General features: G+C 41.7%; 13 protein-coding genes. 4 read left to right on the forward strand and 9 right to left on the reverse strand.

Annotation, left to right across the window (positions count from 1 at the left end; all coding sequences use genetic code 11):
- Window positions 1–201 precede the first annotated feature (201 nt).
- Genes lpxM through seqA form a run of 7 tightly spaced genes read right to left on the reverse strand, consistent with a single transcriptional unit; the run spans window position 202 to window position 9,355 of the window.
- Complete coding sequence (lpxM, locus tag BKK52_RS04080; protein ID WP_077419751.1) at window positions 202–1,158, reverse strand: lauroyl-Kdo(2)-lipid IV(A) myristoyltransferase; 957 nt, start codon at window positions 1,156–1,158, stop codon at window positions 202–204.
- A 30-nt stretch (window positions 1,159–1,188) separates the two neighbouring features.
- A complete protein-coding gene (locus BKK52_RS04085) occupies window positions 1,189–1,956 on the reverse strand; it encodes a TSUP family transporter (RefSeq protein ID WP_077474428.1) in 768 nt (255 codons plus the stop codon).
- A gap of 26 nt (window positions 1,957–1,982) precedes the next feature.
- Window positions 1,983–2,843, reverse strand: coding sequence for a penicillin-insensitive murein endopeptidase (gene mepA, locus BKK52_RS04090; protein ID WP_077474427.1), 861 nt, complete (start codon window positions 2,841–2,843; stop codon window positions 1,983–1,985).
- Window positions 2,844–2,856: 13 nt separating this feature from the next.
- Complete coding sequence (aroC, locus tag BKK52_RS04095; protein WP_077474426.1) at window positions 2,857–3,930, reverse strand: chorismate synthase; 1,074 nt, start codon at window positions 3,928–3,930, stop codon at window positions 2,857–2,859.
- Between the two features lie 22 nt (window positions 3,931–3,952).
- Window positions 3,953–7,294, reverse strand: coding sequence for a mechanosensitive channel MscK (gene mscK / locus BKK52_RS04100; protein ID WP_077478007.1), 3,342 nt, complete (start codon window positions 7,292–7,294; stop codon window positions 3,953–3,955).
- Window positions 7,295–7,305: 11 nt separating this feature from the next.
- A complete protein-coding gene (menE, locus tag BKK52_RS04105) occupies window positions 7,306–8,727 on the reverse strand; it encodes an o-succinylbenzoate--CoA ligase (RefSeq protein WP_077474424.1) in 1,422 nt (473 codons plus the stop codon).
- On the reverse strand, window positions 8,696–9,355 hold the full coding sequence (gene seqA, locus BKK52_RS04110; protein WP_077419756.1) for a replication initiation negative regulator SeqA: 660 nt from the start codon (window positions 9,353–9,355) through the stop codon (window positions 8,696–8,698). The genes menE and seqA overlap by 32 nt, the downstream gene beginning before the upstream one ends.
- Window positions 9,356–9,425: 70 nt before the next feature.
- Here seqA and BKK52_RS04115 point away from each other — a divergent pair, with 70 nt between their 5' ends.
- The 3 genes from BKK52_RS04115 (at window position 9,426) to fur (ending at window position 11,316) form a co-directional block, all read left to right on the forward strand.
- Window positions 9,426–10,211 carry an alpha/beta fold hydrolase gene (locus BKK52_RS04115; protein WP_077419772.1) on the forward strand — a complete coding sequence of 262 codons (786 nt, stop codon included), beginning with the start codon at window positions 9,426–9,428 and terminating at the stop codon, window positions 10,209–10,211.
- 106 nt (window positions 10,212–10,317) lie between these two features.
- Window positions 10,318–10,842 (forward strand): flavodoxin FldA, encoded by a 525-nt coding sequence (gene fldA, locus BKK52_RS04120; protein ID WP_077419757.1) that lies wholly within the window; start codon window positions 10,318–10,320, stop codon window positions 10,840–10,842.
- A 21-nt stretch (window positions 10,843–10,863) separates the two neighbouring features.
- The gene (gene fur, locus BKK52_RS04125) at window positions 10,864–11,316 is read left to right on the forward strand and encodes a ferric iron uptake transcriptional regulator (RefSeq protein ID WP_077419758.1); all 453 of its coding nucleotides are present in this window, start codon (window positions 10,864–10,866) and stop codon (window positions 11,314–11,316) included.
- A gap of 42 nt (window positions 11,317–11,358) precedes the next feature.
- Here the strand turns inward: fur and BKK52_RS04130 are convergent, their stop codons facing one another.
- Together BKK52_RS04130 and BKK52_RS04135 are read right to left on the reverse strand one after the other, a co-directional pair.
- The gene (locus tag BKK52_RS04130) at window positions 11,359–12,924 is read right to left on the reverse strand and encodes a peptide ABC transporter substrate-binding protein (protein ID WP_077478009.1); all 1,566 of its coding nucleotides are present in this window, start codon (window positions 12,922–12,924) and stop codon (window positions 11,359–11,361) included.
- 13 nt (window positions 12,925–12,937) lie between these two features.
- Complete coding sequence (locus BKK52_RS04135; RefSeq protein WP_077478011.1) at window positions 12,938–13,312, reverse strand: YbaN family protein; 375 nt, start codon at window positions 13,310–13,312, stop codon at window positions 12,938–12,940.
- A 114-nt stretch (window positions 13,313–13,426) separates the two neighbouring features.
- Between BKK52_RS04135 and prlC the strand changes: the two genes are divergently transcribed.
- Window positions 13,427–15,466 carry an oligopeptidase A gene (gene prlC / locus BKK52_RS04140; RefSeq protein WP_077419761.1) on the forward strand — a complete coding sequence of 680 codons (2,040 nt, stop codon included), beginning with the start codon at window positions 13,427–13,429 and terminating at the stop codon, window positions 15,464–15,466.
- The last annotated feature ends 178 nt before the right edge of the window (window positions 15,467–15,644 follow it).

Raw genomic sequence — 15,644 nt, forward strand, 5'->3', positions numbered from 1 at the left:
TTATCAGGTTGTACCATCTTCCCTCCCTCCGTTTACGGGGGGAGGGGCCGCAGGCGGAGGGAGAAAGCGCGGTTATTTTTCACCGAGTTTTTGCAACTTTGTTGCAATCCTCCTTAAGGTGACGCCCAACGCTCCCGTAAACAGAAGGTGCGAAAAATGATTTATTGTGCAACAGCTACATAATATTGTAAATGACATGCATTAATCATAAAGATCTTCGCCATCTTTTCGTGTTCTTAATAATTGTAAAATCCAAACATATTGTTCTGGGGTTGGCGTGACAAAGGCTTCAATTTCTTCATTCATGGCTCGGGCTGATTTTTCAGGTTCATCACTTAGCGCCATAGGCGGGTGAATTTCCATTTCATATTTCCCACGTTCAGCGTTATAGCGAGGGAACATAGGAATCACTACAGCTTTCGCCAATTTTGCCATTTTATTTAAGCCCGGAAGCGTGGCTTTATAAGTAGCAAAAAAATCCACAAAAACACTTTGTTCCGCACCAAAATCTTCATCAGGCAGGTAATACCCCATTTCGCCCTGACGAATATGGCTTAAAAAAGGTTTGATGCCATTTTGACGGGCGTGCATTTTTCCCCCGAAACGTTGACGAACCATCGTCCAAAGCCAATCCACTAAAGGATTGCGATGGGGGTTATACATAGAGGTCATCGGCATACCATGGGTGTGTAAAATAATCCCGGAAGCATCAATCGCCCAACCGTGAGGTACCATTAAAATAATGTTATGCCCTTCAGCTTTTGCTTTTTGGATATGCGCAATCCCGATAAATTCACTGCGTTTTTGCAAATGTTTTTTTGAGCGAACGGCAATCTCACCAATCCCCAGCATCACTTGGGCGACCACCGCAAACATATCATCAATGACCTTCTCACGCTGTTGCTCAGTCCAATTTGGAAAACAATAACGCAAATTAATTTGCGCCCGTTTACGCTGTTTTTTTGCTTTGTGCCCAATCCATACGCCTAACTTAGCTGCAAATTTGTCTCGCAGCCGAAAAGGCACAAAGGCCAATAAAAGCAAAAAGAAGATACCAACCCAAATACCCCAGTATTTGGGTTTTAAATAAGACCACGAAAAATGCGGTTCATAGCCCACACGAGCCGTTAAACGAATATGTTGTTGAGAATCTGTCATATTAAAAACAGTTGCGGAATAGACCGCACTTTAAAAATTAAACCAACCTTGGTCATAGGCCATTTTTGCCGTCATTAAAAACGACATCACCACAACCATCGGACGAATTAAGGTTTTCCCTTTTGTCATCACCATTTTTGCGCCCCAATTTGCCCCCAGAATACTGCCAATCATCATTACGATACCGGCAGTCCATAAAATCTGCCCGCCCGCTAAGAAAAGTAAGAAAGAGGCGAGATTGGAAGTAAAGTTCATCACTTTAGCGTGTGCCGTTGCTTTTGCCAAATTAAACCCAAGTAATGTCACACAAGCCAAACTCATAATAGAGCCGGTTCCCGGCCCGAAAAAACCGTCATAGAACCCTAAAAATGGGCTAATAATGATACCAAAAAACACATAGTTTAAACGTTGTTTGCGATCTTCATCACCTAATTTAGGCGTAAAAAGAAAATAGAGCCCTATACCTAAAATTAAGAAGGGCAAAATTTTCTTAAACACCGCCACATCAAGCAGTTGAATTAATATTGTGCCAAGAGCCGAGCCGACAAAAACACAAAGTAAAATCAACCACACTTCCCGTAAATTAACCGCTCTTTTTCGCAAAAAATAGAGGCTTGCAGAAAATGCCCCCCCCATCGCTTGCAATTTATTGGTTCCCAGTGCCATCGCCGGGGGAATACCTGTCATCAGTAAGGCAGGAATAGTGATTAAGCCACCTCCGCCTGCAATAGCATCAATAAAGGCGGCAATAAATGCCACCAAAAACAATAGTGCGAGAATATCAACGCCCAATTCCATATTCTTTTCTCTGTATCAGCCAATAATTACTCTAACCATTCACTGCGATGGGGGGAGTTCAATATTTGTTGGCATAAAAAGGGTTCAGGAGGTACCACTTTGGGCTTACTTGAGCCCGCTCCCGGTTTTGCCGGCTCAAACCAAGAATAAAGTTCATCACCGCAGCCATCACCTGCCGGAACAGGGGCTTGATCTTCACAATAAGCAGCATCTACCGGGCATTTTAGACGAACGTGAAAGTGCGAATCATGCCCAAACCAAGGACGAATTTTATTCAGCCACCCCCGATCATGGCCTGCTGTCTGACAAAGTTTCACTTTAATTGCCGGATTAACAAAAATACGGGTAACATGAGGATCTTGTGCCGCTAATTTAATTAATGTCGAATGATGGTTATTCCAAACACGCTCATCGACACGTTGTGCTTTACGATCTACTACTAATAATCCTTTGCCATCGGAATTTAAGGCATCGGCATCAGACATCTCCCCCATTCGCAACCAAATATCTGCATCTAATCCCATTTGGTGGCTGGCATGACCGGTTAAAAAACGCCCGCCCCCCGGCATGGCAATATCCCCGACTAACATCGTTGGTAGTCCTGCCGCTTTTGCTTTTTCACCCAAACGTTTTAAATACTGAATCATTTCAGGATGCCCATAATAACGGTTACGATTCATACGAATTGCCTGATAGCCTTCACCTTTTATGGGTAAGGCTTGCGCCCCAATAATACAGCCGTTGGAATAACTCCCAATAGGCTTTGCCATACCATCTTCACTTGGGATTGGCCGCTTAATTTGTTGCCAATCTTTGGGGGCAGCGTACACACTTAACGAAAAAAGTGCGGTCAATACCACCGCGGTTTTTACTGCTTTTTTATTCATTTCACACAACCTACTACTTACACTGTGCTTTAAAACGTAATAAATGATCCAATAACACAATGGCCACCATGGCTTCTGCAATAGGAACAGCCCGAATGCCCACACAAGGATCATGGCGCCCCTTTGTTACCACTTCCACGGCTTTGCCATCAAGATTTACCGAACGACCGGGAATCGTAATGCTGGAAGTCGGCTTCAATGCAATAGTGGCAATAATCGGCTGACCTGAGCTAATGCCGCCTAAAATACCGCCGGCATGATTTGTCTCAAAACCATTTGGCGTCATCTCATCACGATGTTGGCTGCCTCGTTGTTCCACAACCGCAAAACCATCGCCAATTTCTACCCCTTTTACCGCATTAATACCCATTAGCGCATGAGCCAAATCCGCATCTAAGCGATCAAATACCGGCTCCCCTAGTCCCACGGGTACATTTTCAGCAATCACTGTGAGCTTGGCGCCGATTGAATCCCCTTCTTTTTTAAGTTCACGGATCAATTCATCGAATTTTTCGACCGCACTTTCATCGGGGCAAAAGAAAGGGTTGCTCTCTACTGTCTGCCAATCGATCTTTCCCACCGTTTGTGGCGCAATTTTCACTTCGCCAATTTGGCTTAAAAAACCACGAACCTCAATACCAAATTGCTCCCGCAAATATTTTTTGGCAATGGCACCGGCTGCCACCCTCATTGCGGTTTCACGGGCGGAAGAACGCCCGCCACCACGATAATCTCGGATACCGTATTTTTGTTGATAAGTAAAATCCGCATGACCCGGGCGAAAACGATCTTTAATTTCACCGTAATCTTGGGAACGTTGATCCGCATTTTTAATAATCATCCCAATGCTCGTTCCGGTGGTTTTCCCTTCAAAGACCCCCGATAAAATTTGCACCTCATCCGCCTCCCGACGTGGCGTAGTGTAGCGGGAAGTGCCCGGTTTACGGCGATCTAAATCGGGCTGAATATCTGCCTCTGATAAGGTCATATTAGGGGGAACGCCATCTACAATGCAGCCCAGTGCAATGCCATGGGATTCCCCAAAAGTTGTCACCCGGAAAAGTTGTCCGATTGTGTTGCCTGCCATAGTTTACCTCTTATTTTTTTGATTATTTTTGAGCCGATAATCCGGTTGCATTGGTATCCTTAAAACAAATTTCTTCACCGGTATCATGATTTTTAATAAAGACATCAAGCTGATTAAATGCAATCTCAATATTATTTTCAGCAAAAAGCTCATTGATGCGGCGATTTAGCGCATCTATGGTATTTGTTCGTTCAGAAAGTTGCCCCACATAGACCCGTAATTCGTGATCCAATGTACTGGCACCAAAAGATAAGAATAACGCACGGGGTTCAGGTTCTTTCAAGACTGCCGGTTGCTCATTTGCCGCTTGCAGAAGAAGTTTTTTCACTAATTCCAAATCAGAACCATAAGCCACCCCAACGGTGAGCACCAAACGTGTCATCGCATTGGAAAGCGCCCAGTTTATCACCTGACCTGTCACAAAGGATTTATTCGGCACAATCACCTCTTTACGGTCAAAATCAATGAGGGTAATAGCCCGGATACGAATTTTCGCCACTGTCCCACTCACACCGTTGATCGTAACGGTATCGCCCACACGAATCGGCCGTTCAAACAACAAGATAATGCCGGAAACAAAATTAGCGAAAATTTCCTGCATACCAAAACCCAGCCCCACAGAGAGTGCGGCAAATAACCATTGCAATTTAGACCAAGACATCCCAAGTGTTGCAAACGCCCAAGCACTGCCGACTGCCACAATAATATAAGTCAGTAACGTAGTGATGGTATAAGGGGTACCTTGTGATAATTTCAAGCGTGAAAACAGCAAAATTTCCAAAATACCTGAAATATTTCTCACCAATACATAAGTGATGCCTACGATGATAAGCGCCACAAGCAAATTAAACAGCGTGATACTCTCTGTCACATTTGCACCATCTACCACAGAGACTTGTTGCCATAGGGTGATATCACGCAGGTAAGTGGCCACCGTGACAAGATCAGACCAAACAAAATAGAAAATACCAAACAATGCCGACCAAATAAATAAATCTGCAAAGCGTAGCAATTGGCTTCGAACCTCATTTAAGGCCAAGCCTTCTTCTTGATCGGAAATCACCACCACATCATCTGAAGGCACGCCATCATTAAATTCGCCCGCTTTTTGATAGCGTTTTTCCATTAGACGGCGATGGGCCAAACGGCGTGATGACACCGTAACGCCACGGTAAATCACATTGCGTAAAATAAACCAAATACACCAAGCAATATAAGAATTAATGATATGCTCGATTAAATTCAAAGCAGTGTAGTAATATCCCAACACAATCAACACAATAAAGCCAATTGGGACAAGCTGTAATAAAATCTGAATGGTTTTCACAATCACATTATTACGCTGTGATTGGTTTTCTTCATAAGCCCGAAGGGCACGATTAAAGCGAGGTGCAACGATAACGGTACAGAAAATTAAAGAGGCAATGGTATTAATTTCACCTAACACATCATTTGCCAGACCATTATCCATGACATTACTAAATACCGAGGTGTTCAACAATAGCACAACGACAATGATAATCCGTTTGACCACCCCACGGAATTTCTCGGCATCTTCTTGCGCAAAACCAAAATGGCGGACAAAAATCCCATTTGGGCGGAAAATGGCAAACCAAACATTAAAGAACCACCAATACCCCGCCATACGGAAAGACCAATCCCAAAATTCTTGTGGATGACGGAAGAAGAAAAAACCAATCATCTGGCAGACGGCAAGAAACCAAAGCGTCCCGGATAAATTTAATAATCCCGTTAAAATCAATGCCATTGGTGTATGCCATTGGCTGTCTGCACGCAAGGTATTAATTTCCCCGTTGATCATCGCCAAACGATGGGTAATCGCCGGTTTAAATTTAAAAATTGCCCCGCCTACCACAATCAAAATAAACACATAGGTGAGCAACGAAGGTAAATTATCGAAATTGGTTGGGAAGCCTAAATGCTTCATCATGCCATTAAACTGTGCCTCTAAAGACATCGGCAGCATTTTAAACCAATCTAAATTGATCGGGTTGTTACTTTTCACCCAAAAACTTTGCTGATCGAGTTTCGACTGAATTTGATCGCTTATTTGCGTAATTTGTTGTTGGGTTAATTCAAGGGAAATCGCTAAATTAAGCTGATTATTTAATGACTTAATAAGATCAGAGCCCATTTTACGACGTTCTGTCAGCAAAGTGGTTAATTGTGCTTTCTCTGCAGCCGTAAAATGTTGGTTTTCATCTAGCTCGACTTTTTGAATATAAGCCTCTAAATCATAGAGCTCATTGCGGCGCTGGGTAATATCAAAAATTTGCACCCGTAAATCGGCAATTTGTTTTGATAGCCCTTGAATATTCAGATTTGTCGGTAATTTTTGCTTTTGTTGCTGAATAATACGGGAAAGCAACAAGGTGCCTTGCAAGGCACTAATTTGCCCGTCAATGGTACGCTGTGTCTGGGTTAAGCTGTCTAACACATTACGCATTCTCAGCTCATCTTGAGATAAGGTATTGGTTTTTTCGGTTTGTTCCAACAAAAGCTTGCTCAACATCGCATTACGATCAAGCTCTTTTTGAATGTAATCATTTTTAACCGCACTTTGTTGCTGTTGTTGTGCCTGTTCAACTTTATTTTGACTTTGCTCTAAATTTTTTTGGTTAATCATCTCTTGAATCGCAGAGATTTGCTGTTGTTGAACCTGTTGTTTCACGTTGAGCAAGTCATAATGGCTTTGATAGAGAACAGAAAGTTGATCGCTGTTTTTCAGTAAGGTTTGATTGTAGGTGTTTTTCAGATCAATAAGCTGTAATTCCAGTTGATACTGCTGTTCCTGCGTACTATTGGCTGTGCCCTCTGAGAGGGATTGGTTTAACACTTGGCTTCGTTTTAAATTATCCGCCAACGCCGTTTGTGCACGTTCAGACACCGCATTTTGCTCCGCAACGAGAGAATTGGCTGCAATGAGTGCCGTTTGCGTTTCCTGTTGCTGATTATTTAAGGTTTCTAAATCGGCTTGCAAATCTGTCAATGAAGTCGATTGATAATCATCGGAACGCACTTGATCCAAGCGTTTTCTCAGATTTTGTAACTCTGCATTATTTTTTTGCGTTTCCGTCTCAGCAAGCGCCAAAGTTTCATTTAACTCATCATTATTGTTTTGCTGAGTTTGAATTTGTTTTAACAAATCAAGGGAGGTTTGCAATTCATCAATGCGCGATTTTTTTGCCTCCGCATCATCAATTTTTTGGGCAGCCTCCAAGTCGGCTTTAAGGCTTTGTTCTGTAGGTAATGCGCTTTGCCCTGCGGCCATCGCAGTTTGTGAAACCACAAGCCCCAACAGACAAGCCGCTGAAAGGGCGCTAAAAAGACGAGATAATGTCATAGTTTTCCTATTTATTGTTGTTCTTTCACTCTGTGTTGTTCTTGAGATGCCAGCCATTGTGCTAACGCCTGACGAGAAATTTTTATTGCCCCTTGTTGTATCCCACAAGGTAGAGGGTAATAAGCAATAGGTTGTTTAAATTTTGCTAAATGGGTTTGTAAAAAAACACGCAATTTTTCGACCGCACTTTCTGTAAAGTGTTCATAAAATTCCACCAGCGCAACCGGTCTTGCCCCAAATTCCAAGTCTGCTTTGGGCAGAACAACCACTTGTTTTGCTAAATGAGATTGCAAAATCACCCTTTCAATTTCCTCCGGTTGAATATTTTCTCCACCGGAAATAAACATATTGTCTAAGCGGCCAATAATCACTAATTCATTATTTTTCCATATGCCTTTATCTTTTGTTTGCAACCAACCTTGCTCATTGGTCAGCGAAATTATCTCACCGTTTTTCCAATAGCCTAATGCCAGCCCTGCCCCCTTCAACCAAATTTCTTCATTCATCAGTTTAAATTCACGCCCTAAAAGGGGTTGGCCCACACCGGGTGCGTTATCTGAGGGTTTGGCAAAAATTGTTGAGGCCATTTCCGTCATGCCATATCCGCTATAAGCCGTGATGCCATATTGACAAATCTCTTGAGTTAACGCCTGTGGAATATGTGCCCCCCCCAATAAAATATGTTTTGTATTCACTCGGGTTTGTGGCGCAGTGCGCAGATAATCCAGCAAACGTTGAAGTTGTGTAGGGACAAGTGAGGCATGGGTGGCTTGTAAAAGGGAAGCAAAAAAATCGGCTTGAGGAAAATGTAACTGCGCCCCACAAAGCAACCAACGCCATACAATGCCTTGCCCCGAGACATGATATAAAGGCAGTGACAATAACCAAGATTGCGAGGCATTAAAGTGCATAAATTGACAAACCCCTCGGGCATTGTCTAAATGCGCCTTTATATGATGCACCACCGCTTTGGGCAAACCACTTGAACCGGAAGTCAGTGTCATTGTCGCCGGACGGAAAAAATCCGCAGTATGATAAGACAAAAGTGTAGATGAAGCGCTTGCCGGAATAGCCAATAAATCCTCATCAACAAAACATCTATCAATAGCATATTCAGCACACAACGCATGGATTTTTTCCGGTGGAAATGCCGGATTTAACCCCAAAATTTTGGTACCGATCTGAATGCTTGCCAAATAAAGAAAAAGTATCGCTTCAGAATTTTTACCGCAAAAAGCAAGCGTACTTTCCGATGTGATCCCTCTGGTTTGTAAAAACACCGCTGTTTGATTGATTTTTTGCCCAATCTCTTGCCAAGTAAAAACATCACCTTGCGATGAGCGCAAGGCGATTTTCTTACGATACTGAGGATCCTCGGCAAAGACTTGCCAAGGAAAAGATTTAGTGACTGACAAAATAGGCTCGCACCTCATCAATCAGGCTTTCCGGCAAATCCATCGATTGCATCGCCCCTTCTAACATCAACATTTTCCGACCACTGTTGGTATTGGTGATCACCCAATAAGGGGTATCCGGAATTTGTTTAGGTTTGGTGTGATTTCCCGCCATTAATAATGTGGCCTCATCACGGGCAAAATAAACCCGAGTGCGCCCCTGTAACGATTCCGTGGCCTGGGCAAAACTTTCCGGATTTGTCCGATAAAGCACACGTAAAATAGCCAGAAAACGAACCACGGCTTTCGTTTCTTCTTTGAATTCTGTGGAATTTAATAAAGCATGCACTTTATCGGTGATTTGATTAATCGCCGAGTCCGACTGTTTTTTCACCGTTTTCAACGGGGGGGGGGCTTCAACAGTTTTTGGCGTAGATTCAGGTGAAGTTTGAGGGACATTTGCCGGTTTCGTTTCTTTTGGCAAAAAAGCATCGGATTTGACCGCACTTTTATTCGCTTCATCAAAAGAAACCAAGTCTAATGTGCTGTTTGGATTAGCCGGTAAATTTAACAAACGGCGAAGAATATCGGAAGCGCTTTCACCAATGGATTGGGTTTGTTTTGCAATATATTGGTACAGCTCTTCATCCACTTCAATGATCTTCATTTTTATTTCTCCCTTTGCTAAAATTTTTGCTCATTATAACGATTTCTCAACCAATTCTCACGCGAAAATTATGCCTAACTCTCAATTATTAAATTATCAATTTCATCAAACAAAACAAACAATTACTTCCCCTACACTGGTTTTTATTCATGGTTTATTCGGTGATATGAATAATCTCGGTGTCATCGCCCGTGCATTAAGTGAACACTATTCTATTTTACGCATGGATTTGCGTAATCATGGGCAAAGTTTCCGCACTGAATTGATGGATTATTCCCTGATGGCAGAAGATCTCTTTGCCCTCATTAAGCACCTTAAATTAGAAAAAGTCATTTTGATTGGACATTCTATGGGGGGGAAAACGGCGATGAAATTGACCGCACTTTATCCTGAAATGGTCGAGAAACTCATTGTGATTGATATCGCCCCTCTTCCTTATGGTAATCAAGGGCATCAAGATGTTTTCCAAGGTTTATTTGCCGTGAAAAATGCCAAGCCACAAACCCGACAGCAGGCTAAACCTCTCTTAGAACAACACATCGCCGATCCGGCGGTAGTGCAATTTATGTTGAAGTCCTTTGATCCTTACTCCTCTGAGTTTTTTCGTTTCCATTTAACGACACTTTTCAACCAATACCCGAATTTAATGGATTGGCAGAATGTGCAAGTACAAACCCCAACGCTTTTTATTCGGGGAGGCAATTCATCGTATATCAAACCGGAAAATACTACGTGCATTTTAGCCCAGTTTCCGCATGCAACTTCATTCACAATAAACGGCTGCGGACACTGGGTTCATGCAGAAAAACCTGCGTTTGTTATCCGTGCTATTGAGCGTTTTCTAAATAAGAACTAATGGGTTTAAATGAGAATTGATTTGTGATATAGTTCGCGCCAATCAAAAAGGGGGAAATCCCTGATGATTTTTATAAGATTGAAACAGTTATTTAAAGGAAAGAAAAATGGCAGTAGTGGGTTTATTTTATGGTAGCGATACCGGCAATACCGAAAATATCGCGAAAATGATCCAAAAACAATTGGGCAATGAATTAGTCGATATTCGTGATATCGCCAAAACCTCAAAAGAAGATATTGAAGCCTATGATTTTTTACTTTTCGGAATCCCGACTTGGTATTACGGTGAAGCACAAGCAGATTGGGATGATTTTTTCCCAACCTTGGAAGAAATTGATTTTACCGATAAATTAGTCGCTATTTTTGGTTGTGGCGATCAAGAAGACTATGCCGATTATTTCTGTGATGCGATAGGTACTGTACGTGATATTGTCGAACCGCGTGGTGCCATCGTTGTGGGCAACTGGTCAACGGAAGGTTATACCTTTGAAGCCTCAAAAGCACTTTTAGAGGACGGCACATTTATCGGTTTGTGTATTGACGAAGATCGCCAGCCGGAACTCACTGCCGAGCGCGTAGAGAAATGGTGTAAACAAATTTATGAAGAAATGTGTTTAGCCGAGCTCGCTTAACTATCATAAAAAGGAAACTTTATGTCTGAAGAAAATATTAAATTGCTCAAAAAAGCAGGTTTAAAAATCACCGAGCCCCGTTTGACTATTTTAGCTTTAATGCAAAACCACAAAAACGAACATTTTTCTGCAGAAGATGTGTATAAAATTTTGTTAGAACAAGGTAGTGATATTGGTCTTGCTACCGTTTACCGTGTGCTTAATCAATTTAATGAAGCCCATATTTTGATTCGTCATAATTTTGAAGGCAATAAATCGGTTTTTGAACTTGCGCCAACAGAACATCACGACCACATTATTTGTGAAGACTGTGGTAAAGTTTTTGAATTTTCCGACAACCTTATAGAGCAACGCCAAAAAGAAATCAGTGAACAATACGGCATCAAATTAAAAGCCCATAGTTTGTATCTTTATGGTAAATGTAGCGATATTGACAAATGCGAAGAAATCACGAAAAAAGACGATAAAAAATAATCTAATAAAATACCCGCTTATAATTATGAAGCGGGTATTTTATTACTGTGCGATTTCAACTTTTCGCCATAAATCCTTACTATAAATCGCCCCAATCGGATTTTTCTGCGCCCCCATCACAGAAGGAGCGATATAAACTGGCGTGGTATATTGAAAAAGCGGAAGCACCAAATTTTCTTGCTGAATAATCTCACTTAATTTTAAATAAATTTCCGACCGCTCTTTTTTTGAGACACTTTTCAATGCCTGTTCAAAAAGCTGATCATATTTTGCATTGGTATAACCACTCTTGTTATCCGGGCTTTTTGAATAAAATAAACCTAAAAATGCCATAGGGTGATTAAAATCGCCACACCACCCAGAACGAATTAATTGAAATTCCCCTTTTATCCGTTTTTCTTGCAAAGCTTGCCAACTCATCTCGCTTGTTTCAATACGCAATAAATCCGACTCCGATAATTGCCGTGCCAAACGCTGTGCAATATTTCGATGAAGCGGCACATTATCATAGATTATTTTCAGTGTAAGAGGTTTCTTTTCGGTAATCGGTGTTTTTGCCAACAACTGCTCTGCTACCACCGGTTCCCAACGGGAATCCTGCCCGTGCAACATCGCCTTTGGCAAAAAATAAGAACTTGGAATAGCATGAGGCATTTCATTATTTGTTATCGCCGTGACGGAAATTAAAGAAGCAATCGCCTTTCTTACCAGAGGATTTTTTAACTGAGCATCATGCAAATTAAATTCATAAAAATAACCGCATAATTGAGGAAAATATCGGGTATTTTCCGATTTTGGGTGCGTCGCCAAAAGGATATCGAATTCAGACAAGGGCTTACCATTATAGGGAACATAATCAACTTTTTTAAAAGAAACCGCATTTTTGTTCCAATAATAAGGATTTTTAATTAATTGTATGCCTGTTTCATCACGAAATAACAGACTATAGGCCCCATTCGATACCCATAAATCCGCATCACGATATTGCGGTAACAACGCAATATGGGCCAACATTTCCGGTAAATAAGGTGTTGGTTTATCAAGTGTAATCAATAAAGTACGGTCATTTTCCGCTTTAATTCCAAGATCTTTAAGCGGTAATTTCTTTTCTAATACCGCCTTCGCTTCTTTTAAATTCAAATACAATAAATAAGATTTTAGCGGGCTTTCAGATTGAGAAAGGGCCTGCCAAGACAACACAAAATCCTGTGCCGTTAAAAGTGCCCCATTCGACCATCTTAGCCCTTCACGCAAAATAAACATCCAATGCTTATTATCCTTCGTTTGCCAGCTTTCCGCTGCCCCCGGCACGATATTGCCTTGAGCATCATAGGCGGTCAGCCCTTCAAAAAGATCACGAATGAGAGATGTTTGCTCTGCTTCTGTTACCTGCCAAGGATCTAACACCATAGGAGAAGCCATAGCTCGGGTTAATTTATCTCTGCCGTAGGTTGGCTTTGGGGGAAAATTTTGCATTTCCGTCACCACGGAAGGTGATGATGGCGTTTGAGAAGATGTTGGGCTGTTTAATTTATCACATCCATTTAACGCTAAAATCGTGGTAAAAATGACCGCACTTTTTAGCCCCAGCATTAACCTATTCCACATTTTACTTTTCTCTTTATCTCTCAACAGGCTCATCTTCGGTTTTCACCCAAAATAAGAAGAAGCCATATTTTATGACAATCAACAACGCGATAATCGTTCGTCCCAGCACAGTCGGGGTAAAATAAAAACCAATCAATAAAATACCGGTGGCGAAGGTTAAAATCGATACCTTTGCTTTTTTTGTCAGCGCTCGGCGCTCATTAAAAGATTTCAAATATTTTTGATAGATGGGCGTGCTCAAAAACCAATTTTCTAAACGTTTCGAGCCTTTGGCGAAGAAAAATAAGGTTAATAAGAGGAAAGGTGTGGTAGGCAAAATGGGGAGGAAAATGCCAATAATACCTAGGGCTAAAGAAAGAAAACCCAATAAAATGTAAATATATTTCATAAAATGCCTAAAACGTCCAAATGCGACCCATTATTGCTGATTTTTTAGATTTTTCAACCTTGATATTATAGAATTCGCCGTCATATACCCAACAGTTTAAAAAAGGAACGCACTATGTCAAACCCATTACTTAACATTCAAGGCTTACCGCCTTTCTCACAAATCAAACCCGAACATATTCAACCGGCTATTGAAAAACACATTCAAGATTGCCGGGATACAATAGAACAGGTGCTAAATCAACCGCACTTTACTTGGGAAAATTTCATTTTGCCTTTAACGGAAGCCAGCGATCGTCTCAGCCGTGCCTGGTCGCCGGTTTCTCATTTAAATTCAGTCAAAAACAGCCCAGAACTACGGGAAGCTTATCAGGCTTGTCTGCCTCTACTTTCCGAATACAGCACTTGTGTTGGGCAACACAAAGGGCTTTATAACGCTTATCTTGCTCTCAAAAATAGCCCTGAGTTTGCCAATTATAATGTGGCACAGAAAAAAGCCATTGAAAATGCTTTACGGGATTTCAGCCTTTCCGGCATAGCCTTACCTGAAGACAAACAAAAACGCTATGGCGAAATTTCAGCAAAATTATCGGAACTCAGCTCACAATTTAGCAATAATGTGTTAGATGCCACCATGGGCTGGGAAAAAGTGATCGAAGATGAAGCGAAACTCAAAGGGCTTCCCGAATCGGCTTTACAAGCAGCAAAACAATCCGCTGAAAGCAAAGGTTTGAAGGGCTATCGCTTTACCCTTGAAATTCCAAGCTATTTACCCGTTATGACTTACTGTGAAAACCAAGCATTGCGTGAAGAAATGTATCGTGCTTATGCCACCCGTGCATCAGAGCAAGGCCCTAATGCCGGTAAATGGGATAACAGTAAAATCATGGAAGAAATTCTCAGCCTGCGTGTAGAACTTGCAAAATTACTCGGTTTCAACACTTACACTGAACTTTCCCTTGCCACCAAAATGGCGGAAACTCCACAACAAGTGTTAGATTTCTTAGATAATCTTGCCAAACGGGCGAAACCACAGGGTGAAAAAGAATTAGCGCAACTTAACGCCTATTGCGAACAAGAATTTGGCGTCAGCCATCTTGAACCTTGGGATATTGCTTTCTATAGCGAAAAGCAAAAACAACATCTCTATGCTATCAATGATGAGGAACTACGCCCGTATTTCCCTGAAGATCGTGTACTATCGGGTTTATTTGAACTGATTAAGCGCATTTTCAATATTCGGGCAGTAGAGCGTTTTGATGTGGATACTTGGCACAAAGATGTACGTTTTTTCGATTTGATTGATGAAAAAGATCAACTGCGTGGTCGTTTTTATCTCGATCTTTATGCCCGTGAAAATAAACGTGGTGGCGCTTGGATGGATGATTGTATTGGCCGAAAACGCAAAGCTGACGGTACGATTCAAACACCAGTGGCCTATTTAACTTGCAATTTCAATGCCCCTATCGGCGATAAACCGGCATTATTTACCCATGATGAAGTCACCACCCTTTTCCACGAATTCGGACATGGTCTTCACCATATGCTCACACAAATTGAAGTCACTGATGTGGCGGGCATTAACGGTGTGCCTTGGGATGCGGTGGAATTGCCAAGCCAATTTATGGAAAACTGGTGCTGGGAAGAAGAGGCTCTGGCATTTATTTCTGGTCATTATGAAACGGGCGAGCCTTTGCCAAAAGCAAAATTAACCCAATTATTGAAAGCCAAAAACTTCCAAGCCGCTATGTTTGTCTTGCGTCAATTAGAATTTGGGATTTTCGATTTCCGCTTACATCACACTTTTGATCCGGAAAAAATCAATCAAATTCTCGACACACTTAAAGCGGTGAAATCACAGGTTGCTGTAATAAAAGGCGTGGATTGGGCAAGAACGCCTCATAGTTTCAGCCATATTTTTGCAGGCGGCTATGCGGCCGGCTATTACAGCTACTTATGGGCAGAGGTGCTCTCTGCCGATGCCTACTCACGCTTTGAAGAAGAAGGAATTTTTAACCCAATCACTGGAAAATCTTTCCTCGATGAAATCTTAACCCGTGGCGGTTCAGAAGAGCCGATGGAACTGTTTAAACGCTTCCGTGGACGTGAACCACAATTAGATGCCCTATTAAGACATAAAGGTATCGCCAATTAACACATCAAAGCCCTGAAAATTCAGGGCTTTTTTCATTTCTGATTGAATCAATAAAATCCTAATTTACAAGATAAAAAACTCATTAATATGATTAAAAAATAACTGCACTTTGGCTTTCCAATAAAAAGTACAGCAATTTATTCGATTTTAACAATCCCAAAAGCTAACGCCGTATAGC

The organism is Rodentibacter trehalosifermentans (assembly GCF_002000545.1).
In the GTDB taxonomy this organism is placed as follows: domain Bacteria; phylum Pseudomonadota; class Gammaproteobacteria; order Enterobacterales; family Pasteurellaceae; genus Rodentibacter; species Rodentibacter trehalosifermentans.

Bases quoted from the DNA above. Each gene is read 5' to 3' on its own strand.
- lpxM (WP_077419751.1), bottom strand. From the start codon at position 1,158: ATGACAGATTCTCAACAACATATTCGTTTAACGGCTCGTGTGGGCTAT.
- BKK52_RS04085 (WP_077474428.1), bottom strand. From the start codon at position 1,956: ATGGAATTGGGCGTTGATATTCTCGCACTATTGTTTTTGGTGGCATTT.
- mepA (WP_077474427.1), bottom strand. From the start codon at position 2,843: ATGAATAAAAAAGCAGTAAAAACCGCGGTGGTATTGACCGCACTTTTT.
- aroC (WP_077474426.1), bottom strand. From the start codon at position 3,930: ATGGCAGGCAACACAATCGGACAACTTTTCCGGGTGACAACTTTTGGG.
- mscK (WP_077478007.1), bottom strand. From the start codon at position 7,294: ATGACATTATCTCGTCTTTTTAGCGCCCTTTCAGCGGCTTGTCTGTTG.
- menE (WP_077474424.1), bottom strand. From the start codon at position 8,727: ATGAGGTGCGAGCCTATTTTGTCAGTCACTAAATCTTTTCCTTGGCAA.
- seqA (WP_077419756.1), bottom strand. From the start codon at position 9,355: ATGAAGATCATTGAAGTGGATGAAGAGCTGTACCAATATATTGCAAAA.
- BKK52_RS04115 (WP_077419772.1), top strand. From the start codon at position 9,426: ATGCCTAACTCTCAATTATTAAATTATCAATTTCATCAAACAAAACAA.
- fldA (WP_077419757.1), top strand. From the start codon at position 10,318: ATGGCAGTAGTGGGTTTATTTTATGGTAGCGATACCGGCAATACCGAA.
- fur (WP_077419758.1), top strand. From the start codon at position 10,864: ATGTCTGAAGAAAATATTAAATTGCTCAAAAAAGCAGGTTTAAAAATC.
- BKK52_RS04130 (WP_077478009.1), bottom strand. From the start codon at position 12,924: ATGTGGAATAGGTTAATGCTGGGGCTAAAAAGTGCGGTCATTTTTACC.
- BKK52_RS04135 (WP_077478011.1), bottom strand. From the start codon at position 13,312: ATGAAATATATTTACATTTTATTGGGTTTTCTTTCTTTAGCCCTAGGT.
- prlC (WP_077419761.1), top strand. From the start codon at position 13,427: ATGTCAAACCCATTACTTAACATTCAAGGCTTACCGCCTTTCTCACAA.